Consider the following 25,872-nt stretch of genomic DNA (forward strand, 5'->3'; position numbering starts at 1 on the left):
GGCTCAGCCGGTCATCCGCGCCGGCTCGACCCACCAGCCGGGCCGCCGCGCCCTGAGCAGCGCCGCGGCCCCGGCAGCGGCGGCTTCCTCGGTGAAGAGGCCAAAACAGGTCGCCCCCGAGCCCGACATCCGCGCCAGAAGGCAGCCGGGCAGCGCCGCGAGCGCCTCCCGGGTCTCGGCGATCTCGGGCGCGAGCCGCATCGCCGGCGCCTCCAGATCATTGCGCTGCGTTGCGAGGAACGCGGCGAGCGAAGCGGCGTCGGCCATGCGCGGCAGTTGCTGCGGCATCGGCGCGTGGTCGCGCCGCTCCAGCGCCTTGAACACGGCAGGGGTAGGCTGCGACACGCCGGGGTTGGCCAGCACCAGCCAGGCGGCGGGCAAGGGATGCGCCAGCGGCAGCAGCACCTCGCCGACGCCGGTCATCCTGAGCGCCCGGCTGTCGAGGCAGACAGGCACGTCGGCCCCCAGCTTCAGCACATCGGCCTGCGACGGCAGCGGCAGATCCCAGAGCCGGCACAGCGCGTGGATCGTCGCCGCCGCATCCGCCGAGCCGCCGCCGATGCCCGAGGCGATCGGCAGCCGCTTCTCCAGCGTGATCGCGGCGCCCCTGCCCTGCCCCACCAGCCGCGCCGCGCGCAGCACGAGGTTGTCGTCGCTGACCGGCAGCGCCGCCGCCTGCGGGCCGGTGATGGTCAGGCTCAGCGCATCGGCCGCTTCGGCGCGGATCGTGTCGCCGGTTTCGGCAAAAACCACGAGGCTGTCGAGCAGGTGATAGCCGTCGGCGCGCTGCCCGGTGACATGCAGCGTCAGGTTGATCTTGGCGGCGGCGAAGGCGTCAGTTGGCATCATCGCCTTCGGTCACGGTGAGGCTGATCGGCTCGGCGCCCTCGGCCTGCAGCACGGAGTCTAGCCCCGCCTCCAGCTTGCGGCGGATCCGGGTCGCATCCTTCTCGGCCGGGTCGAAGGACAGGGCGCGCCGCCACTGGAACTGCGCCTCCAGCCGCCGGCCCACCGCCCAGTAGACATCGCCCAGATGGTCGGTGACCACCGGATCGACCGGCTCCAGCAGCGAGGCCTTCTCCATCGGCTCCACCGCATCGGCATAGCGGCCCAGCCGGAAATAGGCCCAGGCGAGGCTGTCGATGATGTAGCCGCTGTCAGGCCGGGCGGCGACGGCGCGCTCGATCATCTTCAGCGCCTCGTCGAGGTTCTCGCCGCGGTCGACGAAGGAATAGCCGAGATAGTTCAGCACCTGCGGCTGATCGGGGTCGAGCTCCAGCGCGCGGCGCATGTCGGCCTCGGCCTCCGGCCAGTTGCCCAGCCGCTCCTGGCTCATGCCGCGGCTGTAGAACAGCGGCCAATGCTGGCCCTGTGGCTCCGGGATCCGGGCGATGGCGGCGTCATAGGCGGGAACCGCCTCGGCGAAGCGCTCGGCCCGGCGCAGCGCGTCGCCGAGCGCCAGATGCACCTGCATCAGGTCGCCATGGCTGCGGGTCAGGTTCTGCAACACCTCCAGCGCCGCCTCGGTCTTGCCGTCGGCGTAGAGCGCATCGGCGCGGCCGATCTCGGCGACGAAGAACATCGGGTCGTCGGTCGGGATGCGGGCGAAAGTCTCGGAAGCGAGTTGGTACTGCTTCTGCAGCCCCAACAGGCTGGCCGACATCAACAGCGCCTCGGCATGGTCCGGGCGCAGATGGGTCGCGGCGCGGGTGTAGAGCAGGGTATAGGCCTCGTCGGCCTCGCCGCTGATCGCGGTGGCGAGGGTGAAGAACACCTCGGCCATACCGTCAGTAGCGTTGCGGGTCACGTCATAGGCCAGCGTCTCGCCGGCGACCAGTCGGGCGCGCAGCGCGTCGATGCCGGCGTCCTGCCCGGTGCCGAAGGCGCTGTCCAGCAGCGCCACGGCCTCGTCGCCGCGTTCGAGCTGGCTGAGGATCTGCACATGGGCCACCGTGCCGCGCCGCATCATCCGCAGCTTGCCGCCGGCCTCGCCCGAAAGGATCGCATCGGCCCCCTCGAAATCGCCGACCGAGGCCAGCGCCAACGCCTTGTGATAGAGACCGAAGGCCTCCAGCCCCTCGGTCGCGGCCAACGTGTCGAAGCCTTCCAGCGCCTCCGACATCTTGCCGGCGCCGAGCTGCGACCAGGCCAGCACCAGCCCGTCGACCAGCTCGTTCACCGAGGCGCCGGCAGCGGCATCGGCGAGGATCGCGTCGAACTCGCCGCGCTGCGCCTTGTCGGTCAGGATCGCCAGCGCCGCCGGCTGGCTCTGCGCGCCGAGATCCAGCAGGCGCTGCGCCAAGGGCACCGCCACGTCGAAGCTGCCCAGCGCCATCGCCGAGATCAGCGCGCCGTCGAGCAGCCCGGGGTTGGCCTCGTCGCTGGCCAACGCGCGGCTGTACCAGGCGCCGGCGGCGCGATAGTCGCTTTCCGCCGCGGCGACCCGCGCCGCCAGATAGGCCCCGGCATCGCCCGGCCCCGGCTCGGCCTGTTCCGCTGCGGGCGCCGTGACGGCGGGGGCGCCGGCGGTCTGGGCAAGCCCCACCTCGGCCATCAGCGCCGCGAGGGCGAAGGCACAGAGCGGGCGCGCAAGGATCATCGGCATTCGACGTGTCTCCGGCAGGTTTCCCGCGAGGCTAGTCTCCGCCGCCAGCCAAGGCAATGCGACCCGGCCCGGATGCGGCCAGATCGCGCAATTGTCAGCGGCTGGCGCTCACATGTTGGGATAGTTCGGCCCGTCTCCGCCCTGCGGCGTGGTCCAGACGATGTTCTGGCTGGGATCCTTGATATCGCAGGTCTTGCAGTGGACGCAGTTCTGGAAGTTAATAACGAACTTCGGATTGGCCGCATCGGTCGCCACCACCTCGTAGACGCCGGCGGGGCAATAGCGCTGCGCCGGCTCGGCGAATTCCGGCAGGTTCACCGCGATCGGCACCGTCGGATCAACCAGCTTCAGGTGGGCGGGCTGGCTCTCCTCGTGGTTGGTGAAGGAGAAGGCCACGTTGGTCAGCCGGTCGAAGGACAGCACGCCATCGGGCTTGGGATAGTCGATCGGCTTGTGGTCCTTCGCCTTGCCGGTCTCGGCGGCGTCGGACTTGTGATGCGTCAGCGTGCCGAAGAGCGAGAAGCCGAACAGGCTGTTGGTCCACATGTCGAGGCCCCCGGCGAACATCGAGGCGGCGAGCCCGAAATGCGACCAGAGCGGCTTCACGTTGCGGACCTTCCACAGATCCTGACCGATGGCTCCGGTGCGCACCTCGGTCTCGTAGGCGCTCAGCTCGTCGCCCTGACGGCCCGCCTTGATCGCGGCATGAGCGGCCTCGGCGGCGGCCTTGCCCGAGAGCATGGCGTTGTGGTTGCCCTTGATGCGCGGCACGTTGACCATGCCCGCCGAGCAGCCGAGCAGCGCCCCACCCGGGAAGACCATCTTCGGCAGCGACTGGAAGCCGCCTTCGCTGATCGCCCGCGCGCCATAGGCCACGCGTTTGCCGCCCTGCAGCAGCTCGGCCACCATCGGGTGATGCTTGAAGCGCTGGAATTCCTGATAGGGATACATGTGCGGGTTGTTGTAGTTCAGGTGGACCACCAGACCTATGAACACCTGATTGTTCTCGGCGTGGTAGATGAACGACCCACCGCCTGCGTTGCTGCCCAGAGGCCAGCCCATCGTGTGCGACACCCGGCCCGGATGGTGCTTCTTGGGATCGATCTCCCAGATCTCCTTCATGCCGAGACCGTATTTCTGCGCCGGATAGCCGTTGCGCAGATCGTATTTCGCCATGACCTGTTTCGACAGCGAGCCGCGCACGCCTTCGGCCAGAAGGACATACTTGCCCAGCAGCTCCATCCCCGGCTCGTAGTTCGGACCCGGCGTGCCATCGGCGTTCAGGCCGAACTCGCCCGCGACCACGCCCCGCACCTCGCCATTGTCGCCATAGACCAGCGCCGAGCAGGACATGCCGGGAAAGATCTCCACCCCCAGCTCCTCGGCTTGCTGCGCCAGCCAGCGGCAGACATTGCCCATCGAGACGATGTAGTTGCCGTGGTTGTTCATCAGCTTCGGCACCGGCCAGTTCGGCAGCTTCAGCTTGCCCATCGGCCCGAGCAGGAAGAAGTGGTCCTCCTTCACCGGCGTATTGAGCGGGGCGCCCTTCTCCTTCCAGTCGGGGATCAGCGCGGTGAGCCCCACCGGGTCGAGGATCGCGCCGGACAGGATATGCGCGCCGACCTCGGAGCCCTTCTCCAGCAGCACGACCGACAGGTCGGGATCGAGCTGCTTGAGACGGATTGCCGCAGACAGACCTGACGGACCCGCCCCCACGATGACGACATCGTATTCCATCTGTTCGCGGGCGATCTGTTCCGACATGGCGGTTCCTCTGAGGGCTTGGACGGGCATCCGGCTATTGAAGAGTCAATGGGGTTTGCCCGATGCTTGGCGCGAGGTCAATCGTGACGCGACATCCCGCCCTGTGGCCAAAGGGCGGCTGCGGCGCCCGGCAAGGTCGCGCCGCCCGCCCGGCATTCCGCTTGCAATTGCCCCGGCCATCGGATCAGTTGAGGGCTAGGGAACCAACACAGGTCACGGCTCAACCGGGTCGTGGCTCTGTGTTTTTTTACGGGTGAAGACCGATGGAAAAATTTCCGATGACCCGCGTGGGTCACACCGCGCTCGACGAGGAACTCAAGCAGCTGAAGTCGGTTGAACGCCCGACCGTGATCCGCGCCATCGCCGAGGCGCGCGAGCATGGCGACCTGTCGGAAAACGCCGAATACCACGCCGCCCGCGAGAAGCAGAGCTTCATCGAGGGCCGGATCAAGGAGCTCGAGGCGCTGCTGTCGCTGGCCGAGGTCATCGACCCGGCGAAGCTGTCCGGCTCGATCAAGTTCGGCGCCACCGTGACCCTGGTCGACGAGGAGTCGGGCGAGGAGAAGACCTACCAGATCGTCGGCGAGGCCGAGGCGGATCTGGAGCGCGGCCTGCTGAACATCCGCTCGCCGCTAGCGCGGGCGCTGATCGGCAAGGACGAGGGCGACTCCGTCGAGGTGAAGACGCCCGGCGGGCAGCGCGGGTATGAAGTGGTCACAGTGCGCTATATCTGATCGCGCGGGGCAGGTCCGATGACGGAGCCGCAGGACAAACCCATCGACCTTGGCATCTACGGCCGGGACACCGGCCTCGGCCGGCTGTCGGTCGCCGAGCTCTTGGCGATCGCCGTCGGGCTGGTCTGGGTGGCCGGCGTGACCGGCTATGCCCTGACCACGCCGACCGCCGAGGGTGAGGGCGGGCCGCTGGCCACGCTGATGACCGTGCTGGTTGTGGTGCTGCCGCTGGCGCTGATCTGGGCCGCCGTGGCGACGCTGCGCGCGGTCCGCACGCTGCGCGAGGAGGCCAAGCGCCTGCAGGCGGCGGTGGACGCGATGCGCAACGCCTATGTCGCCAGCCAGCAGACCCAGGCCGCCGCCATCCTGCGGCGCGACGATGCGCCGCCGCGGCTGGAAAGCTCGGGCGCCGTCGCCGCCCGCCCGGCCGAGCGTCGGGCCGCCGCGCCGCGCCCGGCCCCGGCGGAGGAGCAGCCGACGCTGGCCTTGGGCACCCCGCCGGAGGATGCGCGCCCGCCGCTGTCGGTGGCCGATTTCATCCTGTCCTTGAACTTCCCCGACAGCCCCGACGACATCGCCGGCATCCAGGCCCTGCGGCTGGCTCTGGCCGACCGCGGCATCGCCAAGCTGATCCGCGCGGCGCAGGACGTGCTGACCCTGCTGAGCCAGGAAGGCATCTACATGGACGACCTCGCCCCCGACCGTCCCCGGGCCGAGGTCTGGCGCCGGTTCGCGGCGGGCGAGCGCGGCCGCAGCATCGCCGGGCTCGGCGGCATCCGCGACCGCGCCAGCCTGGCGCTGACCGCGACGCGGATGCGCGAGGACCCGATCTTCCGCGACGCGGCGCATCATTTCCTGCGCACCTTCGACCGCACCTTCTCGGAGATGGAGAAGGCCGCGACCGATGGCGAACTGGTGGAGCTGGCCAACACCCGCACCGCCCGGGCCTTCATGCTGTTCGGGCGGGTCACCGGCACCTTCGACTGAGGCTCAGCTGTCGGCCTCGCCCGGGCTGACGCGCAGGACGGCCCCGTCCGCGGCGTCGATCAGGATCAGCAGATCGCCCCCGGCGGTCTCCTCGACATCGCGCACCCGTCCGACATCGGTCAGCATCCGCTCCTCGCCGGTCACCCGGCCATCCTCCAGCGTCAGCCGCACCAGGGCGCCCGGCTTCAGCGAGCCGACGAGGATGTCGCCCTGCCAGCCGGGGAAGGCCTCGCCCTCGTAGAAGATCATCCCGCCGGGGGCGATCACCGGGTCCCAGTAATAGGTCGGCTCCTCCATGCCCTCCATCCGGGCCTCGCCGCTGCCGACCGGGGTGCTGTCGTAGTTCAGCCCGTAGCTGACCACCGGCCAGCCGTAGTTCAGACCGGCCCGGGTGTCGTTCAGCTCGTCGCCGCCCAGCGGCCCGTGCTCGATGGTCCAGAGCGTGCCGTCCGCCCCGAAGGCCGCGCTCTGGATGTTGCGGTGCCCGTAGCTCCAGATCGAGGGCGCGCCGCCGCCATCGGCGAAGGGGTTGTCCTCGGGGATAGAGCCGTCGAGGTTCAGCCGGATCACCTTGCCCCAGGTGGCCTCCAGATCCTGCGCCTTCTCGCGCTCCGGCGCGTCGGAATGCTCGCCGGTGGTGATGATCACATGGCCCTCGCCATCGAAGGCGATGCGCGAGCCGTAGTGCTTGGTCGCCTGCGAGACCGGCGACTGCACGAAGATCTCCTCGACCTCGCCGACCGAGGTTCGGTCCTCCGACAGCACCCCACGCGCGGCGGCGGTCACGGTGCCGTCCGCGACGCGCTTGGCGTAGCTCCAGTAGATCATCCGGTCATTGGCGAAATCGGGACCGAGGGCCACATCGAGCAGGCCGCCCTGGCCGCGGGCGTCGACTTCCGGCAGGCCGCTGACCGGGTCGGAAAGCGAACCGTCCGACTCGATCACCCGCAACCGGCCCGGCCGTTCGGTCACCAGAAAGCGGTCGTCCGGCAGGGCGGCGATGCCCCAGGGATGCTCCAGCCCCTCAGCGAAGCGCTCGGATTGCACCGTGCTGTCCTCCAGCGCCGGGGCGCGGGTCTGGGCTTCGAAGGCGGGCTCGAAGCCGGCGTTGGCCGGCCCCTGCTCCACCTGCGCTGTGGCGAGGGAGGGGGTTGCGAAGGCAAGGGCGATCAGGCCCAGACGGGAGAACGGGCGGGAAAACGGGCGGATCATCATGCTGGTCATCAGGTTTCCTCTCTTTGGGTCACCGAGCCAACAGGTCGCCTTCCGCAGCGTTCCGCCGCCTCGCCCAACCGTGAGGAGGCGTGATCACAGGCGCTGATTTGAGGAAAGCCCGGCGGAGGCCAAGCCTCGTACGCCGGGAAAAGCCGGGGCGATCGCCGCCCCGGCGGGCCGTCAGGCGGCGAGGCCCTTGGAGCCCATCTCGAGGAACTTGTTGCGGCGGTCCTTGATCAGCCACTCGGGCTTCTTGCCCGACAGCTCCTTCAGCATGGTCTCGATGGCCTTGCCGACCGCCTCGACCGTCTCGCGCCGACCGCGCTGAGCGCCGCCCAGCGGCTCCTTGATGATCCGGTCGATCACGCCCAGCTTCTGCAGGTCCTGCGCCGTCAGGCGCAGCGCCTCGGCAGCTTCGCGCATCTTCTCGGCGTCCTTCCACAGGATCGAGGCGCAGCCCTCGGGCGAGATCACCGAATAGACCGAGTGTTCCAGCATCGCGATGCGGTTGGCCGTGGCGAAGGCCACCGCGCCGCCCGACCCGCCCTCGCCGATCACCACCGAGATCAGCGGCACGCCGATCTCGAGGCATTTCTGCGTCGAGCGGGCGATGGCCTCGGCCTGACCGCGTTCCTCGGCGCCCTTGCCGGGGAAGGCGCCGGGGGTGTCGACCAGCGTCACCACCGGGATGCGGAAGCGATGCGCCATGTCCATCAGCCGGATCGCCTTGCGATAGCCCTCGGGCCGCGCCATGCCGAAGTTGCGCTCGATCCGGGTCTTGGTGTCATGCCCCTTCTCCTGGCCGATCACCATCACCGGATTGTCGTTGAACCGAGCGAGCCCGCCCATCACCGCATGGTCGTCGGCGAAGTTCCGGTCACCGGCCAGGGGCGTGTATTCGGTGAACAGCGCCTCGATGTAGTCGCGGCAATGCGGACGGTCGGGATGGCGGGCCACCAGGCATTTCCGCCAGGGCGTGAGATCGCGATACAACTCGCGCAGCAGGGCGTCGGCCTTCTTGTCCAGCGCCGCCGCTTCCTTCTCGACGTCCATTTCCTTGTTGCCCCGCGCCATGGCGCGCAGCTCCTCGGCCTTGCCTTCGATTTCGGACAGCGGTTTTTCGAATTCGAGATAGTTCATCGGGCACTCCCGTGGGGTCGCCCCGGTATATGACCTCTGCGCCGGCCGAATGCAACAAGCCCGCCCGGCCGTAAAGGGCGGGACGCCATGCGCGACCCTGTGGCAGATGTTCCCCTGCGGCGAAATGCGTTAGCAGGGGGCGAAGCCATTGGTGTGGAGGGTGCGATGATCATCGGATTTCTGAAACTGGCCATCTTCGGCCTCATCGGTCTGACGGTCGTCTATCTGCTGCTGTCGGCCTATTCCCGCTCGGTGCAGCGGGAAGAACTGGAGAAGCGTTTCGACGCGGGGGATGGGGACGGCCCGCGCGATGCCTATATAGAAGAGGGCATGCGCGACTATGAACGGGGCCTGCGCAAGAAGCTGATCTGGCTGGTCTACATTATCCCGACCGCGGTCTTCGTGGCCGTGTTCTATGGTTTGAATTTTGGGTGAGGATATCATGCGTTACGTGAAATGGACGGCCCTGGCGCTTCTGGTGCTCTTCGTCGCCTCCTTCCTGCATTACACGCTGCCGCAGCATGACGTGGTGCGGATCGTCGGCACCAATACCCAGCGGATGGACCTGGGCGAGAATACATGGTTCTTCTCGGCCCCCGATACCGGCAATGCGACCACGATCGACGGCAACCGCGACGTGAAGTTCATCGAGGCGATCTACCCGAACGGCAAGCCGATGGTCTATCGCAACGAGGACACCGGATGGGGCTGGCCGCCCTACTTCAAGGTCAACAGCTTCGATATCCAGGCCCAGGCGACCGACCTCACCTCGACCGAGGCGGCGCCGAAATGGGTGCTGGTGACGCATTACGGCTGGCGCAGCCAGCTGTTCACCATCTTCCCGAACGCGGTGCGGCTGAAGCAGGTCGAAGGCCCGGACGTGACCGTGATCCCGTGGTTCAACATCTTCTTCTTCCTGATGGTCGCAGGCATCGTCTTCATGGCCGTGAAGATGTGGATGCAGTTCCGCGAGCGGACCATCGACCCGGCGCTGGACGACATGGGCGAGGCCTGGGACGGGGTGGAGGCCCGCGCCGTGGCGGCGCGGAAGGGGGCGCGGACCAATGTGGGCAGGTTCCGCGCCTGGTTGCGGGGGCTCGGGCAGTAGCCCCTCCCCCGTCGCCTGACAGCAGGGGAAGCGGCCCGCGGGCCGCTTCCCGTCTTACGGGCTCAGCGCAACGTGCCGCCCGTCGCCTTGGCGACCTTGTCGACGATCTTGGCCGAGACGGCCTCGATATCCTTGTCGGTCAGCGTCTTCTCGGTCGGCTGCAGCCGCACGGTGATCGCCAGCGACTTCTTGCCCGCGCCCATCTGCGCCTCGGCCTTCTCGCCGCCGAACTGGTCGAAGACCCGCACGCTCTCGATCAGCGCCTTGTCGGCACCCTGCGCGGCGTTCACCAGCGTCAGCGCCTCTACGCCCTTGTCGACGACGAAGGCGAAGTCGCGCTCCACCGCCTGAAGATCGGCCAGCTTCAGCGCCGGGCGGGTCGGCGTCTTCACCTTCGGCAGCGGCACATTGGCCACCATCACGGTGAAGGCGACCGCCGGGCCCTTCACATCCATCGCCTGCAGGATGCGCGGATGCACCTCGCCGAAGCTGGCGAGCACATTCGGCCCGAGCCCGATCACTCCCGACCGCCCCGGATGCCACCAGGAGGCCACCTTGCGGGTGATCTGCATCCGCGCCGGCGCGCCAATCGCCGCCAGCACCGCCTCCACATCCGCCTTGGCGTCGTAGAGATCGACCGGGCGGCGCGAGCCGAAGGCGTCGCGCGGGGCCGAGGCGCCGACCAGAAGGCCGGTGGCCTGCAGATGCTGCTCGCCCGGCTCGCCGCCGTGGAAGGCCGGGCCGATCTCGCACAGCGCCATGTCGGCGAAACCGCGCGCCTGATTGCGGGCGGCGGCGCGCAGCAGCCCCGGCAGCAGGTCGGGACGCAGATGGGTCATCTCGGATGAGATCGGGTTCTCCACCCGCACCGCATCCGACCCGCCGCCGAACAGCGTCGCCGCCTCGGAGTCGATGAAGCTGTAGGTCACGCATTCATTGTAGCCGAGCGAGGCCAGCATGCGCCGCGCCGTCTGCTCGCGCACCTGCAGCGGCGTCAGGATCGGCTTCGGCACCCCCGCCTCGCGGCGCGGCAGCGGCTTGCCCTGCAGCAGCGACAGCGAGGCGACGCGGGCGATCTCCTCGATCAGATCCGCCTCGCCCAGCACATCGGGCCGCCAGCTCGGCACCGAGGCCATGTCGCCGTCCAGCGTGAAGCCCAGAGCCTCCAGCGTGCGGCGCTGCTCGTCCTCCGGAATGTCCATCCCGACGAGGCTGACCACCCGCGCAGGATCGAGCCGGTAGGCCCGCGCGGTATCCGGCACGGCGCCATCGACCACCACCTCGGAGGCCTCGCCGCCGCAGAGGTCGAGCACCATCTGCGTCGCCAGCTCCAGCCCCGGCAGGGTGAAGGCCGGGTCCACGCCGCGCTCGAAGCGGTAGCGCGCATCGGAGTTGATCTTCAGCGCCCGCCCGGTGGCGGCGATGGTGATTGGATCCCAGAAGGCCGATTCGAGGAAGACATCGGTCGTCTCCTCGGTGCAACCCGAAAGCTCGCCGCCCATGATCCCCGCCAGCGACTGCGGCGCCCGGTCGTCGGAGATCAGCATCTGCCCGGCGCGCAGCGTGTAGGTCTTGCCGTCCAGCGCCTGCAGCGTCTCGCCGCCCTCGGCCGCATGGATGCGCAGCCCGCCCGCCAGCTTTGCCACGTCGAAGACATGCAGCGGGCGGTTCAGCGCGAAGGTGAAGTAGTTGGTGATATCGACCAAGGCGGAGATCGGCCGCAGCCCGATGGCGCGCAGCCGGGTCTGCAGCCAGTCGGGCGACGGCCCGTTCTTCACGCCGCGGATCACCCGCCCGGCGAAGAGCGGGCAGCCCTTCGCCTTCAGCGCCGCATCGATTGTCACCGAGACCGGCGAGGCGAAGCCGCCCGCGACCGGCGTGATCTCCAGCGGTTTCAGCACGCCGAGCCCGCGCGCCGCCAGATCCCGGGCGATGCCGCGGATCCCCAGCGCGTCGGGGCGGTTCGGGGTGACCTTCACGTCGATCATCGGGTCGTTCAACCCGCGCAGGTCGATCAAACGCACGCCGAGCGGCGTGTCCTCGGGCAGGTCGATGATGCCGTCATGGTCATCCGACAGCATCAGCTCGCGCTCCGAGCAGAGCATGCCGTTCGACTCGACTCCGCGGATCACCCCCGGCTTCAGATCCACCCCGGTCCCCGGCACATGGGTGCCGACCGGGGCGAAGACGCCGACGAGCCCCGTGCGCGCGTTGGGCGCGCCGCAGACCACCTGCACCTCTTCCGAGGCCGCCTCCGGCCCGTTCGGCCAGGTCTCCACCCGGCAGAGCCGCAGGCGGTCCGCGTTCGGATGCGGCTGCGCCTCGATGACGCGGCAGGTGCGGAAGGCGCCCAGAGTCTTCTCCGGGTTCTCGACGCCCTCGACCTCGAGCCCGAGATCGGTCAGGGCGTAGAGCAGATCTTCCAGCTTGGCCTCGGTGTCGAGGTGATCCTTGAGCCAGGACAGGGTGAATTTCATGCGCGTGCCCCTCGGATTGATTGCGGCTTGGCCTTAGCGCAAAGCCGCGGCAAGGGGAAGGCCGGGCTTGCCCGGGCGGGGCCGCACCGCCGCCCCGACGCCGCTAACGGTTCGTAAACCTTTCGGCCCTAGACCGGGCCGGATGGATGACTGGCTGAAGCCCCCACCCGGACGAAAACCCAGCCGCACAGTGCTGCTGTGCCTGATCCTGGGCTGCACCGGCCTGCTGCTGATGACCGACAGCGCCAGTCAGGGCCTGTCCTTGCTGCTCGGCCTGCTGCCGTGACGGACCGCTTTACCAGCGCAGCGCGCCCAGATCGCCGAGCGTGGCGAAGCGCAGCACCGCCAGCGCCAGCAGAAGCACCACCAGCGCCCGGAAGCCGAAGGCCGAGAAGCGGAAGGCCAGCTCCTTGTCGAACAGGTCGCGGATCAGCTGATCCTGCAGAAGCCCCGCCGCCGCCGCGTCGTCGCTGCTGCGGGTCATCATCTTGTGGGTCTCGAGTTGGTCGATCTGCGAGATGCCGAGCACCAGCCGCGCCGCATAGGGCACGCTCCACACCGCCAGCGCCGCTATCAACAGCTGCCCGGCCTGCCAGTTGCGCTGCAGCAGCGACAGCGCCGCCAGCCCGACCAGCACCACACCCCAGAGCGCGGCCAGCACCGCCGTCCGGGTCTCGACCTTGCGCAGCGAGCCGAGCAGCACCTCCTGCGCCTCCGGCCCGCGGTCCGACACGTTGTCGGGGGCCGTGGCCTGCAGCCGGGCGTAGAGCTTCATCCGCCGCCGCCACAGCGGGTAGCGGCTGGCGAAGGGGTATTCGGGGAAACGGAACTGGCGGCGCAGCTCCAGATAATAGACCGCCGTGAAGTACCAGACCACCGAGGTGGCCGCGAGCACGTTCTGGAAGGTGATGAACTGTTGAGCGGAAACCATGACCGAAACCTTTACCAAGTTTCGGTCAGGGTATCAGCGGCTCAGGCCCCCCGCCAAGTCCGGCATATCCAGCGCGGCAAAGCCATAGTGACGCAGCCAGCGCAGGTCGGACTCGAAGAAGGCCCGCAGATCGGGAATGCCGTATTTCAGCATGGCGATCCGGTCGATGCCCATGCCGAAGGCGAAGCCCTGCCACTCGGTCGGGTCCACCCCCGCCGCCGCCAGCACCTTCGGGTGCACCATCCCCGAGCCGAGGATCTCCAGCCAGCCGACGCCCTCGCCGATCTTCAGCTGTCCGCCCTCCCAGGAGCAGCGGATGTCGACTTCGGCCGAAGGCTCGGTGAAGGGGAAATGCGAGGCGCGGAAGCGCAGTTCGACCGAGGGCACCTCGAAGAAGGCGCGGCAGAACTCTTCCAGCACCCATTTCAGGTTCGCCATCGAGATGTCGCGGTCGATCGCCAGCCCTTCGACCTGATGGAACATCGGCGTATGGGTCTGATCCATGTCCATGCGGTAGACCCGGCCCGGCGCGATGACCCGGATCGGCGCGCCCTGCTCGGTCATGGCGCGGATCTGCACCGGCGAGGTATGGGTGCGCAGCACATGCGGCGGGCGGTTGTCGCCCTCGGCGCGGTTCATGAAGAAGGTGTCATGCTCCTGCCGCGCCGGATGCTCCGGCGGGATGTTCAGCGCGTCGAAATTGTACCAATCGCTCTCGACCTGCGGCCCCTCGGCCACGGCGAAGCCCATGTCGGCGAAGATCGCCGTCAGCTCGGCCATCACCTGGCTCACCGGATGGATGGTACCCTGGCGCCGCGGACGCCCCGGCAGCGTCACATCCAGCCATTCCGAGCGCAGCCGCTCGTCCAGCGCCGCATCGCCGAGCGCCGCCTTCTTGGCGCGAAGCGCCGCGTCGATCTCGTCCTTCAGCACGTTCAGCGCGGCGCCGGTCGATTGCCGCAGCACCGGGTCCATGCCGCCCAGCTCGCGCATCTTCAGGCTGATCTCGCCCTTCTTGCCCAGCGCCGCCAGACGCAGATCCTCCAGCGCGGCCTCGTCGGCGGCCCCGGCGATGCCTTCCAGATACTTGCCCTTCAGCGCGTCCAACCCGTCCATCGTCTCTCTCCGGCTTCCTGCGGCGTCTAGCTAGCACAAGGACCGGGCGATGCAAACAACCCAAGACCCGCCTCTCCTTGCCGAAATACTCCCGCCGGAGGCCCCGGCCGGCCACGGGCGCGAGACCTGCCGGCCAAGCCGCGGCAGCGCCGCGCGCGGGGGCTCGATGCCCCCAAGCGCGGCTCCCCCCGGCGGGCGCAACGAAAAACCCCCGCGCCTTGCGGCGCGGGGGTTTCTGCAGATCAGCTCAGGGCTGCGCCAGGCCTCAGGCCAGAGCGGCCTTCGCCTGGGCCGCGATGGCGTTGAACGCCTCGGGCTCATGCACGGCGAGATCGGCCAGAACCTTGCGGTCCACCTCGATCCCGGCTTTCGCCAGACCGTTGATGAAACGCGAATAGGTGAACTCGACGTCGAACAGACGGACAGCGGCGTTGATCCGCTGGATCCACAGCGCGCGGAAGTTGCGCTTGCGGGTCTTGCGGTCGCGGGTCGCGTACTGATTGGCCTTGTCGACGGCCTGAGTGGCGGTGCGGAAGTTGGTGCTGCGCGCGGCATAGTAGCCTTTGGCAGCCTTGATCACCTTGCGGTGACGGGCGTGGGTGACCACACCGGATTTGACGCGGGACATCTGGTGCTCTCCTTACCGGTCGTAGGGCATGTATTTCTTGACGATCTTCGCATCCGAGGCGTTCAGGATCATGGTCCCGGTCACGTCGCGGATGAATTTCGTCGAGCGTTTGATCATGCCGTGGCGCTTGCCGGCGGGACCGGCCTTCACCTTGCCGGTTGCGGTGAAGCTGAAACGCTTCTTGGCCGCAGACTTGGTCTTCATCTTGGGCATTTCCATCTCCTCTTTCGAGTGGTTTACGCAGGACTCGGCATGCCACGTCGGCCGGTCCAGCGGGTATAGAGCGCGCCGTATAGGCGGGCGCGTCCGGTCGTGCAAGGGGAAATCCGCCGCCCCGCGCCCCGGAAAGCAAACGCCGCCGCGCATCACGGGGATGGCGGCGGCGCTGCAAGGCAGACGGCGGGGAGGCTTACTCCGGGTCGCCGCGATAGATCAGCCGCTCGTCGCAGGGCGCGACGCGCAGGATGTTGGTCGTGCCCTGCACGTTGAACGGCACGCCGGCGACCACGAGGATCTGCTCATGCTCATGGGCGAAGCCGTAGGACAGCGCGGCGCGGGCGGCGGCGATCACCGCACCCTTGAAGCGCTCCTGCGGCTCGGTGATGACGCAATGCGTGCCCCAGGTCAGCGACAGCCGCCGCGCGGTCTCCATCAGCGGGGTCAGCGCCATGATCGGCACCCGCGGACGCTCGCGCGCCACCAGGGACACCGTGGTGCCGGTCTGGGTGAAGCAGCAGACCGCCTTGATGTTGGTGGTCTCGGCGATCTCGCGCGCGGCCGAGACGATGGCGTCGGCCACCGTCTGGCGCACCGCCGAACGGCTGGCCTCGATGATGTCGCGATAGACGGGGTCGCCCTCGACCGAGATCGCCACGTTGTTCATCGTGGTGACCGCCTCGACCGGGTAGGAGCCCGCCGCCGATTCCGCCGAGAGCATGATCGCATCGGCGCCCTCGTAGATCGCCGTCGCCACGTCAGACACCTCGGCGCGGGTCGGCATCGGCGATTCGATCATCGATTCCAGCATCTGCGTCGCCACGATCACCGGCTTGGCCGCCGCCCGGGCGCCGCGCACAAGGCGCTTCTGGATCGGCGGCACCGCCTGGACCGGCAGTTCCACCCCCAGATCGCCGCGCGCCACCATGATGCCGTCGGAGACAGCGAGGATCGCGTCATAGGCCTTCACGGCCGCCGGCTTCTCGATCTTCGACAGGATCGCGGCGCGGCCCTTGGCCAGCTCGCGCGCTTCCAGCACGTCCTCGGGACGCTGCACGAAGGACAGCGCCAGCCAGTCCACGCCCATCTCGCAGGCGAATTCCAGGTCGGCGCGGTCCTTGTCGGACAGCGCCGCCAGCGGCAGCACCACGTCCGGCACGTTCACGCCCTTGCGGTTGGAGATCGTGCCGCCCACCGTCACCTTGCAATTGGCGTAATCGGCGCCGCAGTCGGTCACTTCCAGACGGATCTTGCCGTCATTGACCAGGAGCGAGGCGCCCGGCTCCAGCGCCGCGAAAATCTCGGGATGCGGCAGGTTCACCCGCATCAGCGTGCCGGGGGCGGGATCGAGGTCCAGCCGGAAATCGGCCCCGGTCACCAGCTCCTCCGACCCGTTGGCGAAGACGCCGACGCGCAGCTTCGGGCCCTGGAGGTCGGCCAGGATGCAGATCGGCAGGCCGGTGTCGGCCTCGACCTGGCGGATGATCGTGTGGCGCGCCCGCTGCTCCTCATGGGTGCCGTGGCTCATGTTCAGACGGAACACGTCGGCGCCCGCCTCGAACAGCGCGCGGATGGTGGCGTAGTCGTTGGAGGCCGGGCCCAGCGTGGCCACGATCTTTACGTTGCGAAGGCGTCTCATGCTGCCTCGTTCCCTTGTAGTACATATGATATCGTGGTGGGCCGCGGGTTTTATGGCCCAAAAGGGGGGGCGGGGCAACTGGCGCTTTCCACGCTTTGATCATAAACCGGCGATTGTAACCTCTTGCGGAAGGTCGAAGATGCCCGCCTACGAGATCCTCGGCGAGGACCGCGCCTCGCGCTGGCTCGTCACCTGCGACCACGCCACCAACCGGGTGCCCGACGATGTGAACGGCGGCGATCTGGGGCTGCCGCCCGAGGAGATGGGCCGGCACATCGCCTATGACCTCGGCGCGGCGGGTGTGGCGCGGGCGCTGGCCGAGCGGCTGGACGCCCCGGCGATCCTGTCGGATTTCTCGCGGCTGGTGATCGACCCGAACCGCGGCGAGCTCGATCCGACGCTGGTGATGAAGCTCTATGACGGCACGATCATCCCCGCCAACCGCCATGTCGATGCGCACGAGGTGGAGCGGCGGCTGAACACGCTGCACCGCCCCTACCACGCCGCGCTGGAGCGTCTGGCGGCGCGCCGGCCGGATACGGTGATCGTCGCCATCCACTCCTTCACGCCCCGGCTGAACGGGCGCAGCCCGCGGCCCTGGCACATCGGCGTGCTGCATTCGCATCTCGACACCCGCTTCAGCCTGCCGCTGATCGCGCGGCTGCAGGCCGAGCCGGACCTTTGCGTCGGCGACAATCAACCCTATCTCGGTCATCTGCCGGGCGACGCCATCGACCGGCACGCCTTGCAGACCGGCCGGCAGAACACGCTGATCGAACTGCGCCACGACCTGATCCGCACGGAGGCGGAGCAGCAGGCCTGGGCCGACCGGCTCGCGCCGATCCTGACCGAAGTCTTGGCGGCCCTGCCCGCCTGAGGAGGACATATGGACGACCAGACCCGCATCGAGCTCGAGGCTGCCGCCTTCCGCCGCCTGCGCGACCACCTGCGCGAGCGCAGCGATGTGCAGAACATCGACCTGATGAACCTGGCTGGCTTCTGCCGCAACTGCCTGAGCCGCTGGTATCAGGAGGAAGCCAATGCCCGCGGCATCGACATGGGCAAGGACGAGGCGCGCGAGATCTACTACGGCATGCCCTATGCCGACTGGGTGGCCGAGAACCAGCGCGAGGCCTCGGACCAGCAGAAGGCCGCCTTCGACGTGGCCTTTGCCAACAATGTGGGCGGGAAGGGCTGAACGCCCTTCCCCTTCAGCTCAGACCGCGGTCTTGCGGCTTTCGTCCAGATAGATTTCCCGCAGCCGCGCCGCGACCGGGCCCGGCGCGCCCGTGCCGACGGCCTCGCCGTCGATCTCCACCACCGGCAGCACGAAGGCCGAGGCCGAGGTGAAGAAGGCCTCGTCGGCGGCCTGCGCCTCGGCCACGCTGAACGGCCGCTCCTCGATCTCCATCTGCGCTTCCGCAGCCATGCGCAGCACCGCCGCCCGGGTAATGCCGTGCAGGATGTCGGTCCCGAGGTTGCGGGTGATGATCCGGCCGCCCTTCACGATATAGGCGTTGTTCGAGGTGCCTTCGGTGACGAAGCCGTCCTCGACCATCCAGGCGTCGTCGCAGCCCGCCTTCTTGGCCATCATCTTGCCCATCGACGGGTAGAGCAGCTGCACCGTCTTGATGTCGCGCCGACCCCAGCGGATGTCCTCGATCGAGATCACCTTGATGCCGGTCTTCGCGGTCGGGTTGTCGGCCAGACCCGGCTTCGATTGGGTGAAGAGCACCAGCGTCGAGGGCGTGGTCGCCGGATCGGGGAAGCTGAAATCCCGGTCGCCGGGATTGCCGCGGGTGACCTGCAGATAGACCATGCCCTCGTCGATGCCGTTCTGCGCCACCAGCTCGCGGTGGATCGCCAGAAGCTCGTCCTTGGTGACCGGGCAGGCCATGTCCAGCTCGCGCAGGCTGCGCTCCAGCCGGGCGAAATGACCGTCGAAGTCCAAAAGCTTGCCGCCGAGGACGGAGGTCACCTCATAGACGCCATCGGCCATGAGAAAGCCCCGGTCGAAGATCGAGACGGTGGCTTCGGCTTCGGGAAGATACTCCCCGTTCACATAGACGGTGCGGCTCATGCTTATCCCCAGAGTGCGGCGGTTGGTGGGTGGATGCCGGCTTCGTCGAAGACCAGCGGCGTGTCGCGGTCTTCTGCCAGAAGCAGCGGACCGTCAAGATCGACATAGGCCGCACCCTGCGCCATCAGCGTCGCCGGGGCCATGGCGAGGCTGGAGCCGACCATGCAGCCCACCATCAGCCCATAGCCCGCCTCCAGCGCCGCCTTGCGCAGCGCCAGCCCCTCGGTGAAGCCGCCGGTCTTGTCGAGCTTCAGGTTCACCACGTCATACTTGCCCTTCAGCCCGGGCAGCGAGTGGCAGTCGTGGCAGGATTCGTCGGCGCAGACCGGCAGCGGGCGGGCGATCTCGGCCAGCATGTCATCGGCCCCGGCAGGCAAGGGCTGCTCCACCAGCGCCACGCCCAGCCGGATCAGATGCGGCGCAAGCTCGGTATAGACCTCCGCCGTCCAGCCCTCGTTGGCATCGACGATGATCGTGGTCGCCGGCGCGCCTGCCCGGACCGCCTCCAGCCGCGCCATGTCGTCGGGCGTGCCGAGCTTGATCTTCAGCAGCGGCCGGTGCGCATGTTTCGCCGCCGCCGCCCGCATGTTCTCGGGCGTGTCGAGCGACAGGGTAAAGGCGGTGATCTGCGGCTGCGGCGCGGGCAGCCCGGCCAGCTGCCAGACCCGCTTGCCGCTGTCCTTGGCCTCCAGATCCCAGAGCGCGCAATCCACCGCATTGCGCGCCGCCCCGGCGGGCAACAGCGACTGCAGGTCGTGCCGCGTCAGGTTCTCCGGCAGGCCGGCGATCTGCTCGGCCACCGAGTCGAGCGACTCGCCGTAGCGGGCATAGGGCACGCATTCGCCGATGCCGGTCAGCCCGCCGCGGGTGACGCGGACGGTGAGCACCTTCGCCTCGGTGCGCGAACCGCGCGAGATGGTGAACACTTCCGCAAGGCGGAAAGTGTCGCGGGTAACGGTAATCATGGCAGGCCTCCGCTGGGTCCGGAATTTGTGCGGGAGGGGCGGCGTGGGGTCAACCCCGCCGCCCCTCCCGGTTCAGACCGCGATCAGCGCATCAACCAGCCGCCCCGCGCCATGGCGGAACGGATCGACGGTCGGCAGGCCGGTGCGGGCCTCGACCTCGGCGCAATAGGCCAGGGCGTCGGCATCGCTCATGTGCTGGGTGTTGATCGAGCAGCCCACCGCCACGCAGGCCGGGTTCGCCACCCGCGCCAGCGTCAGCGCCATGTCGCGCACCGCCTCGATGCTCGGCAGCTTGTACTCGGGCAGGCCGCGCATGTGGTCGCGGGTCGGCTCGTGGCAGATGATCAGCGCATCCGGCTGGCCGCCATGGATCAAAGCCAGCGTCACCCCCGAATAGGAGACGTGGAACAGAGATCCCTGCCCCTCGATCAGATCCCAATGGTCGGCGTCGTTGTCCGGCGTCAGATATTCGATGGAGCCCGCCATGAAATCCGCGATCACCGCATCCAGCGGCACGCCGTCGCCGGTGATCAGGATGCCGGTCTGACCCGTGGCGCGGAAACTCGACTTCAGCCCGCGCGCCCGCATCTCCTTGTCGACGCAGAGCGCGGTATACATCTTGCCGATCGAGCAATCGGTGCCCACCGCCAGCATCCGCTTGCCCGCGCGCTTCTTGCCGTTGGCGATGGGATAATCCACCGTCGGCACCCGCACGTCATGCAGCTGCCGCCCGCAGGCCCGCGCCACCGCTGCCAGATCCTCCTCGTCGCGCAACAGGTTGTGCAGCCCCGAGGCCAGATCGAAGCCTTCCTCCAGCGCCGCCACCAGCACCTTCTTCCAGGCGGGCGAGATCACCCCGCCGCGGTTCGCCACGCCGATCACCAGCGTCTTGCAGCCCGCGGCCTTGGCCTCGGCGAGGCTCATGTCGGGCAGACCCATGTCGGCCTTGCACCCCTCCATGCGGAACTGCCCCACCGCATATTCCGGGCGCCAGTCCTTGATGCCCTGCGCGACCTTGGCGGCCAGCGGATCGGGCGCATCGCCCAGGAACAGGAGGTAGGGGGTCTCGATCATGGCGGCATCCTTTGCATTGCAACACGCATCATGCGCAGGGAGCGACGGGATTGCATCGCATTCTGCAGTGCAGGGCAGGCAATATGCGCAACTTTCTTCGCGGGGTCAGCACGTTTGCCGAAGATTCGACCGGCATGCGCCCGCTTTGCGCAACCTATGAGGCCGCGCCGGCCGCGCCCGCGCGGCTTCAGGCGGTTTCTTCTGCAGCTGCGAAAGAGGCTTGCGAACCGCTGCGCAACATTATAACCCAAGGACACAACATCGCGTAACTTACTTGCCAGGTCAGTCCCATGAGTTTCCGTCTCCAGCCGACCCCCGTGGCGCGCCCCAACCGCTGCCAGCTCTTCGGCCCCGGCTCGCGCCCGGCGCTGTTTCCGAAGATGGCGGCATCGGCGGCGGATGTGATCAACCTCGATCTCGAGGACTCGGTCTCGCCCGCCGACAAGCCGCAGGCGCGGGCGAACATCATCGAGGCGATCAACACGCTCGACTGGAACACCAAGCATCTCTCCGTCCGCATCAACGGGCTCGACACCCCGTTCTGGTATCGCGATGTCGTCGACCTGCTGGAACAGGCGGGCGACCGGCTGGACCAGATCATGATCCCCAAGGTCGGCTGCGCGGCGGATGTCTATGCCGTCGACGCGCTGGTGACGGCGATCGAGCGCGCCAAGGGCCGCAAGCCGATCAGCTTCGAGGTCATCATCGAATCGGCAGCGGGCATCGCCCATGTCGAGGAAATCGCGGCCTCCTCGCCGCGGCTGCAGGCGATGAGCCTCGGCGCCGCCGATTTCGCTGCCAGCATGGGCATGCAGACCACCGGCATCGGCGGCACGCAGGAAAACTACTACATGATCCGCGAGGGCGTGAAGCATTGGTCCGACCCGTGGCACTGGGCGCAGGCCGCAATCGTCGCCGCCTGCCGCACCCATGGCGTGCTGCCGGTGGACGGGCCCTTCGGCGATTTCAGCGATGACGAAGGATTCCGCGCGCAGGCCCGCCGCTCCGCGACGCTCGGCATGGTCGGCAAATGGGCGATCCACCCCAAGCAGGTCGCGCTGGCCAACGAGGTCTTCACGCCGTCGGAAGCCGCCGTGGCCGAAGCGCGCGAGATCCTCGCCGCGATGGAGGCCGCCAAGGCCAGGGGCGAAGGCGCCACGGTATACAACGGAAGACTCGTTGACATAGCGTCCATCAAACAGGCAGAAGTAGTGGTGCGGCAGTCTGAAATGATTGCAGGCTGAGAATTCGAATACCGAGCTGCGGAAGGACGGGAGGCCCGAAGCAGCAGATCGGGAGGACGCGCGCCCCGAACTCCGGTTCGGGGCGTCGCTGTTTGCAGCGCCGCGAAACCCCGCCTCAGACGGCGATATTGTCGATCAGCCGCACCCCGTCCAGCGTCGCTGCCGCCAGAAGCCGCGCCGGCCCGTTCAGCGCCGTCATCGGCTCCAGCAGATCGGCGCTGCGCAGATCGAGGTAGTCGACCGCCTCGAACCCCGCCGCCTGCACCGCCGCCGCCGCTTCCTCCAGCGCTGCCGCCACCGGGACGCCTGCGCGCATCGCCTCCGCCGCGCGCTGCATCTCGCGATGGAGCCCCGGGGCGATCTTGCGCCCGCTCTCCGACAGCCGCGCATTGCGCGACGACATGGCCAGCCCATCGGCCTCGCGCACCGTCCCGCAGCCGACGATCTGCACCGGCAGGTTCAGGTCGGCCACCAGCCGCTGCACCACCTGCAACTGCTGCCAGTCCTTCTCGCCGAAATAGGCGCGGTCGGCCATGGTCATGCCGAAGAGCTTGGCCACCACCGTCGCCACCCCGTCGAAATGCCCGGGCCGATGCGCCCCTTCCAGCGGCGCGCTCACACCCGAGACCGAGACCCCCGTGGCGAAGCCGGGCGGATAGACCTCGTCCGGCAAGGGCGCGAAGATCACATCCACCCCCACCGTCGCCAGCAGCGCCGCGTCGCGGTCTTCGGTGCGGGGGTATTTCTCCAGATCGGCGGGATTGTTGAACTGCTTGGGATTGACGAAAATCGTCACGATCACCCGGTCGCAGCCCGCCTTGGCAGCGCGGGCGAGGCTCAGATGCCCCTCGTGCAGCGCGCCCATCGTCGGCACCACGCCGACCGTCTGGCCCGCCGCCTTCCAGCCGCGCACCATGGTCCGCAGATCGGCAACCCGCCGCAGGATGACGACGGTCACGCCTTCGCCTTCAAGACGTCGGGGAACACATGCTCGGCCGCCGGAAAGCTGCGCGCCCGGACCTCGGCGGCATAGGCGGCGATCGCCTCGTCGGCCGCCTGGCCCAGCTCGCCGAAGCGCTTGACGAATTTCGGGCGGAAATCGGTGAACAGCCCCAGCATGTCGTCGAGCACCAGCACCTGCCCGTCGCAGCCCGCCGAGGCGCCGATCCCCACCGTAGGGATCGCCACCGCCTCGGTGATCCGGCGCGACAGCCCGTCCGGCACCTTTTCCAGCACCACCGAGAACGCCCCCGCCTCGGCCACGGCCTTGGCATCGGCCATCACCCGCTCGGCATCTGCATCGCGGCCCTGCACCTTGTAGCCGCCCAGCGTGTTCACCGCCTGCGGCGTCAGCCCGACATGCGCCATCACCGGAATGCCCCGCCCGACGAGAAAACGGATGGTCTCGGCCATCTGCACCCCGCCCTCCAGCTTCACCGCGCCGGCGCCTGTCTCGGCCATCAACCGCGCCGCGTTACGGAAGGCCTGCGCCGGACTCTCCTCGTAGCTGCCGAAGGGCATGTCGATGACAACCAGCGCCTTCGACGTGCCGCGCACCACCGCCTTGCCATGCAGGATCATCATCTCCATCGTCACGCCGATGGTCGAGGGCAGGCCGTGCAGCACCATGCCCAGACTGTCGCCGACCAGCGCCAGATCGCAATGCGCATCGACCAGCCGGGCCATCGGCGTGGTATAGGCGGTCAGGCAGACCAGAGGCGCGCCACCCTTGCGGGCCTGGATATCGGCGGCCATCAGCTGGCGGACCGGGGCGGAAGCACTCATCTCTCTTGCTCTCCCTCAAGAGGAACGGACAGTGCGGGTATATCGGCGAGGCCCATGCCGCACCAGCGGAATGTCCGCTGCAGCGCAGCATCGCGCTTTCCGCTTGACCGGAGCCCTGCTCCCCGCTCCCCTGCGCCGCAGCGCAACCCGAAGGACAGACGCATGACCCTGCTCGCCCGCCTCACCCGAGACGACATCACCCCCGAGACCGAACGCCCCGCCGCCGAGCTGGTGGTGGAGGGCGATCCCGTCCACACCACCTGGAACCTCGAAGAGCTGGACGGGCTCTACTGCGGGCTCTGGCAGTCGACGCCGGGCAGCTGGAAGGTCAGCTACTCGGAATGGGAATATGTGCATATCCTCGAAGGCGTCTCGGTGCTGACCGACACCGCCGGTACTGCCGTCACGCTGCGCGCCGGCGACAGCTATGTCATCCGTCCGGGCTTCGAGGGGGTCTGGACGGTGAAGGAGACCACGCTGAAGGACTACGTGATCCGCAGCTGATCGAGAGGACAGCCGACGCCCCGCTATAGGGGCGTCGGCCTGGGGCGTCAGTTGGCGGCGACGACCTCGGTCGCCGGGCCGGGGCCGGCGGCGATGCGGCCGTATTCGTCGTCATGGAACGGGCCTTCCAGCTCCAGCGACTCTTCCGCCGTGCGCACCTTCACCCGCGCGCCCATCTCGACCCGGTTGTAGAGGTCGATGGCGTCCTGGTTGAACAGCCGGATGCAGCCCGCCGAAGTGGCATGGCCGATGGAGGCGTTGTCGATGGTGCCGTGGATGCGGAAATAGGTATCGCGGTTGCCGCGGTAGAGATAGATCGCCCGCGCGCCCAGCGGGTTCTCCAGACCGCCCGGCAGACCGTCGGCATAGTCGGCATACATCTCGGGCTGGGTGCGGATCATGTTGCGCGTCGGCGTCCAGGACGGCCACTCGGCCTTGCGACCGACCCGGGCGGTGCCGCGGAAAGCCAGCCCCTCGCGGCCGACGGCGATGGCGTAGCGCATCGCCCGGCCATCCGGCATCACGTAGTAGAGCCGGCGGGCGAAGGTGTCGACCACGACGGAGCCCGGCTCTTCGGGGCCGTTGTAGGCCACCTCCTGCCGTACCGCGTCCTTGGTCAGGTAGCGGGTCGGGACCGGCTCGATGAAGAACTCGCCATCCTGGATGCCGGGGTAATCCGGGTGCTCCCTCGTGCTCTCCACCACCGGGGCGGCGCAGGCGGCGAGGAAAAGCAGGGCGGCGATGGTGGCAAGACGGAATATGCTATGGCGCACGATGGACTCGACTGTTTGGAAATATATGAGGAAAGAACGGGCATGACCGGCCCCCGCCGTCAACCCCAAGCGCCGGACCGATGGCAAGAAAACCCCCGGACGTGACATCCGGGGGTCATGTTTGCGTCTTCGCGGGCGATCAGCCGACGATGTTGAAGGACGGGCCGTAGGGATAGCCGGTGATGTTCTCGTTGCCCTCCTCGGTCACGACGAGCATATCGTGCTCGCGGTAGCCCCCCGCCCCCGGCTGGCCTTCGGGAATCGTCAGCATCGGCTCCATCGAGATCACCATTCCCGGCTCCAGCACCGTGTCGATATCCTCGCGCAGCTCCAGCCCCGCCTCGCGGCCATAGAAATGCGACAGCACCCCGAAGGAATGGCCATAGCCGAAGGTGCGGTATTGCAGCAGGTCGCGCTCGGCGAGGAAGGCGTTCAGCTCGCCGGTGATCTCGGCGCAGCTTTTTCCCGGCTTCAGCAGCGTCATGCCGTACTCATGCGCCGCCACATTGGCCTCCCAGATCTTCAGGCTGGCCGGATCGCACTGGCCGACAAACAGCGTCCGCTCCAGCGCGGTGTAATAGCCCGAGATCATCGGGAAGCAGTTCAGCGACAGGATATCGCCCCGGGCCAGCTTCCGCGCCGTGACCGGGTTGTGCGCCCCGTCGGTGTTGATCCCCGACTGGAACCAGACCCAGGTGTCGCGATATTCCGCCTCCGGAAAGCGCCGGGCGATCTCGGCCTCCATCGCGTCGCGCCCGGCCATCGCCACGTCGATCTCGCGCGCGCCGACCCGGATCGCCTCGCGGATGGCATAGCCGCCCACATCCGCCACCTGCGCCCCCTGCCGGATCAGCGCGATCTCGGCAGGCGATTTCATCATCCTGAGC

At 68.3% G+C, this 25,872-nt stretch carries 28 protein-coding genes; 10 read left to right on the plus strand and 18 right to left on the minus strand.

Features of this window, described 5'->3' with window-relative positions; all coding sequences use genetic code 11:
- Positions 1-3: 3 nt before the first annotated feature.
- From C5F48_RS03915 to C5F48_RS03925, 3 genes are all read right to left on the minus strand, one after another.
- On the minus strand, positions 4-846 hold the full coding sequence (locus C5F48_RS03915; RefSeq protein WP_107662596.1) for a 4-(cytidine 5'-diphospho)-2-C-methyl-D-erythritol kinase: 843 nt from the start codon (positions 844-846) through the stop codon (positions 4-6).
- Positions 836-2,605, minus strand: a complete 1,770-nt coding sequence (locus C5F48_RS03920; RefSeq protein WP_107662597.1) for a tetratricopeptide repeat protein — start codon at positions 2,603-2,605, stop codon at positions 836-838. The genes C5F48_RS03915 and C5F48_RS03920 overlap by 11 nt, the downstream gene beginning before the upstream one ends.
- 108 nt (positions 2,606-2,713) lie before the next feature.
- Entirely contained in the window at positions 2,714-4,369 is a 1,656-nt protein-coding gene (locus tag C5F48_RS03925) for an electron transfer flavoprotein-ubiquinone oxidoreductase (RefSeq protein ID WP_107662598.1), read from the minus strand.
- A 263-nt stretch (positions 4,370-4,632) separates the two neighbouring features.
- On the opposite strand from C5F48_RS03925, the gene greA reads away from it, so the two are divergent.
- On the plus strand, positions 4,633-5,103 hold the full coding sequence (greA, locus tag C5F48_RS03930; RefSeq protein ID WP_169310999.1) for a transcription elongation factor GreA: 471 nt from the start codon (positions 4,633-4,635) through the stop codon (positions 5,101-5,103).
- Positions 5,104-5,121: 18 nt separating this feature from the next.
- The gene (locus C5F48_RS03935; RefSeq protein ID WP_107662599.1) at positions 5,122-6,090 is read left to right on the plus strand and encodes a hypothetical protein; all 969 of its coding nucleotides are present in this window, start codon (positions 5,122-5,124) and stop codon (positions 6,088-6,090) included.
- Positions 6,091-6,093: 3 nt separating this feature from the next.
- Here C5F48_RS03935 and C5F48_RS03940 read toward each other — a convergent pair whose 3' ends face one another.
- Positions 6,094-7,314, minus strand: coding sequence for a PQQ-dependent sugar dehydrogenase (locus tag C5F48_RS03940; RefSeq protein WP_373454323.1), 1,221 nt, complete (start codon positions 7,312-7,314; stop codon positions 6,094-6,096).
- 171 nt (positions 7,315-7,485) lie between these two features.
- Positions 7,486-8,445: an acetyl-CoA carboxylase carboxyltransferase subunit alpha gene (locus C5F48_RS03945; RefSeq protein ID WP_107662600.1), complete on the minus strand. Its 960-nt coding sequence runs from the start codon at positions 8,443-8,445 to the stop codon at positions 7,486-7,488.
- Positions 8,446-8,532: 87 nt separating this feature from the next.
- Between C5F48_RS03945 and C5F48_RS03950 the strand changes: the two genes are divergently transcribed.
- A complete protein-coding gene (locus tag C5F48_RS03950; RefSeq protein ID WP_308812741.1) occupies positions 8,533-8,880 on the plus strand; it encodes a hypothetical protein in 348 nt (115 codons plus the stop codon).
- A 7-nt stretch (positions 8,881-8,887) separates the two neighbouring features.
- A complete protein-coding gene (locus tag C5F48_RS03955; protein WP_107662602.1) occupies positions 8,888-9,553 on the plus strand; it encodes a DUF1523 family protein in 666 nt (221 codons plus the stop codon).
- 62 nt (positions 9,554-9,615) lie between these two features.
- Here the strand turns inward: C5F48_RS03955 and pheT are convergent, their stop codons facing one another.
- The gene (pheT, locus tag C5F48_RS03960) at positions 9,616-12,030 is read right to left on the minus strand and encodes a phenylalanine--tRNA ligase subunit beta (protein ID WP_107662603.1); all 2,415 of its coding nucleotides are present in this window, start codon (positions 12,028-12,030) and stop codon (positions 9,616-9,618) included.
- Positions 12,031-12,172: 142 nt separating this feature from the next.
- Between pheT and C5F48_RS25035 the strand changes: the two genes are divergently transcribed.
- On the plus strand, positions 12,173-12,316 hold the full coding sequence (locus tag C5F48_RS25035; protein WP_170139690.1) for a hypothetical protein: 144 nt from the start codon (positions 12,173-12,175) through the stop codon (positions 12,314-12,316).
- Between the two features lie 9 nt (positions 12,317-12,325).
- On the opposite strand, the gene C5F48_RS03965 is transcribed toward C5F48_RS25035, so the two are convergent.
- From C5F48_RS03965 to pyk, 5 genes are all read right to left on the minus strand, one after another.
- Positions 12,326-12,961 (minus strand): hypothetical protein, encoded by a 636-nt coding sequence (locus C5F48_RS03965; RefSeq protein WP_107662604.1) that lies wholly within the window; start codon positions 12,959-12,961, stop codon positions 12,326-12,328.
- Positions 12,962-12,994: 33 nt separating this feature from the next.
- Positions 12,995-14,068: a phenylalanine--tRNA ligase subunit alpha gene (gene pheS, locus C5F48_RS03970; protein WP_170139693.1), complete on the minus strand. Its 1,074-nt coding sequence runs from the start codon at positions 14,066-14,068 to the stop codon at positions 12,995-12,997.
- A gap of 274 nt (positions 14,069-14,342) precedes the next feature.
- Positions 14,343-14,705, minus strand: coding sequence for a 50S ribosomal protein L20 (rplT, locus tag C5F48_RS03975; RefSeq protein ID WP_107662606.1), 363 nt, complete (start codon positions 14,703-14,705; stop codon positions 14,343-14,345).
- Positions 14,706-14,717: 12 nt separating this feature from the next.
- Positions 14,718-14,918 (minus strand): 50S ribosomal protein L35, encoded by a 201-nt coding sequence (gene rpmI / locus C5F48_RS03980; protein WP_107662607.1) that lies wholly within the window; start codon positions 14,916-14,918, stop codon positions 14,718-14,720.
- Positions 14,919-15,114: 196 nt separating this feature from the next.
- A complete protein-coding gene (gene pyk / locus C5F48_RS03985; RefSeq protein WP_107662608.1) occupies positions 15,115-16,560 on the minus strand; it encodes a pyruvate kinase in 1,446 nt (481 codons plus the stop codon).
- Between the two features lie 139 nt (positions 16,561-16,699).
- Here pyk and C5F48_RS03990 point away from each other — a divergent pair, with 139 nt between their 5' ends.
- A complete protein-coding gene (locus C5F48_RS03990) occupies positions 16,700-17,437 on the plus strand; it encodes an N-formylglutamate amidohydrolase (RefSeq protein ID WP_107662609.1) in 738 nt (245 codons plus the stop codon).
- 9 nt (positions 17,438-17,446) lie between these two features.
- A complete protein-coding gene (locus C5F48_RS03995) occupies positions 17,447-17,758 on the plus strand; it encodes a DUF1244 domain-containing protein (protein ID WP_107662610.1) in 312 nt (103 codons plus the stop codon).
- An 18-nt stretch (positions 17,759-17,776) separates the two neighbouring features.
- Here the strand turns inward: C5F48_RS03995 and C5F48_RS04000 are convergent, their stop codons facing one another.
- The 3 genes from C5F48_RS04000 to dgcN form a co-directional block, all read right to left on the minus strand.
- The gene (locus C5F48_RS04000; protein WP_107662611.1) at positions 17,777-18,640 is read right to left on the minus strand and encodes a D-amino-acid transaminase; all 864 of its coding nucleotides are present in this window, start codon (positions 18,638-18,640) and stop codon (positions 17,777-17,779) included.
- Between the two features lie 2 nt (positions 18,641-18,642).
- Complete coding sequence (dgcA, locus tag C5F48_RS04005) at positions 18,643-19,605, minus strand: N-acetyl-D-Glu racemase DgcA (RefSeq protein ID WP_107662612.1); 963 nt, start codon at positions 19,603-19,605, stop codon at positions 18,643-18,645.
- Positions 19,606-19,677: 72 nt separating this feature from the next.
- Positions 19,678-20,679, minus strand: coding sequence for an N-acetyltransferase DgcN (gene dgcN, locus C5F48_RS04010; RefSeq protein ID WP_107662613.1), 1,002 nt, complete (start codon positions 20,677-20,679; stop codon positions 19,678-19,680).
- 50 nt (positions 20,680-20,729) lie between these two features.
- Between dgcN and C5F48_RS25040 the strand changes: the two genes are divergently transcribed.
- A complete protein-coding gene (locus C5F48_RS25040; protein ID WP_146603650.1) occupies positions 20,730-20,948 on the plus strand; it encodes a hypothetical protein in 219 nt (72 codons plus the stop codon).
- Positions 20,949-20,969: 21 nt separating this feature from the next.
- A complete protein-coding gene (locus C5F48_RS04015; protein ID WP_107662614.1) occupies positions 20,970-21,923 on the plus strand; it encodes an L-malyl-CoA/beta-methylmalyl-CoA lyase in 954 nt (317 codons plus the stop codon).
- A gap of 115 nt (positions 21,924-22,038) precedes the next feature.
- Here C5F48_RS04015 and panC read toward each other — a convergent pair whose 3' ends face one another.
- Both panC and panB read right to left on the minus strand, forming a co-directional pair.
- The gene (panC, locus tag C5F48_RS04020; protein WP_107662615.1) at positions 22,039-22,881 is read right to left on the minus strand and encodes a pantoate--beta-alanine ligase; all 843 of its coding nucleotides are present in this window, start codon (positions 22,879-22,881) and stop codon (positions 22,039-22,041) included.
- Positions 22,878-23,708, minus strand: coding sequence for a 3-methyl-2-oxobutanoate hydroxymethyltransferase (gene panB, locus C5F48_RS04025; protein ID WP_107662616.1), 831 nt, complete (start codon positions 23,706-23,708; stop codon positions 22,878-22,880). The genes panC and panB overlap by 4 nt, the downstream gene beginning before the upstream one ends.
- 162 nt (positions 23,709-23,870) lie before the next feature.
- Between panB and C5F48_RS04030 the strand changes: the two genes are divergently transcribed.
- Positions 23,871-24,212 (plus strand): cupin domain-containing protein, encoded by a 342-nt coding sequence (locus C5F48_RS04030; RefSeq protein ID WP_107662617.1) that lies wholly within the window; start codon positions 23,871-23,873, stop codon positions 24,210-24,212.
- Between the two features lie 47 nt (positions 24,213-24,259).
- Here the strand turns inward: C5F48_RS04030 and C5F48_RS04035 are convergent, their stop codons facing one another.
- Together C5F48_RS04035 and C5F48_RS04040 are read right to left on the minus strand one after the other, a co-directional pair.
- On the minus strand, positions 24,260-24,985 hold the full coding sequence (locus tag C5F48_RS04035; RefSeq protein WP_245941462.1) for a L,D-transpeptidase: 726 nt from the start codon (positions 24,983-24,985) through the stop codon (positions 24,260-24,262).
- 139 nt (positions 24,986-25,124) lie between these two features.
- On the minus strand, positions 25,125-25,872 hold a 748-nt coding region (locus C5F48_RS04040; RefSeq protein ID WP_146170552.1), incomplete at its 5' end, for a M24 family metallopeptidase.

This window comes from Cereibacter changlensis JA139, assembly GCF_003034985.1.
Classification (GTDB): Bacteria; Pseudomonadota; Alphaproteobacteria; order Rhodobacterales; family Rhodobacteraceae; genus Cereibacter; species Cereibacter changlensis.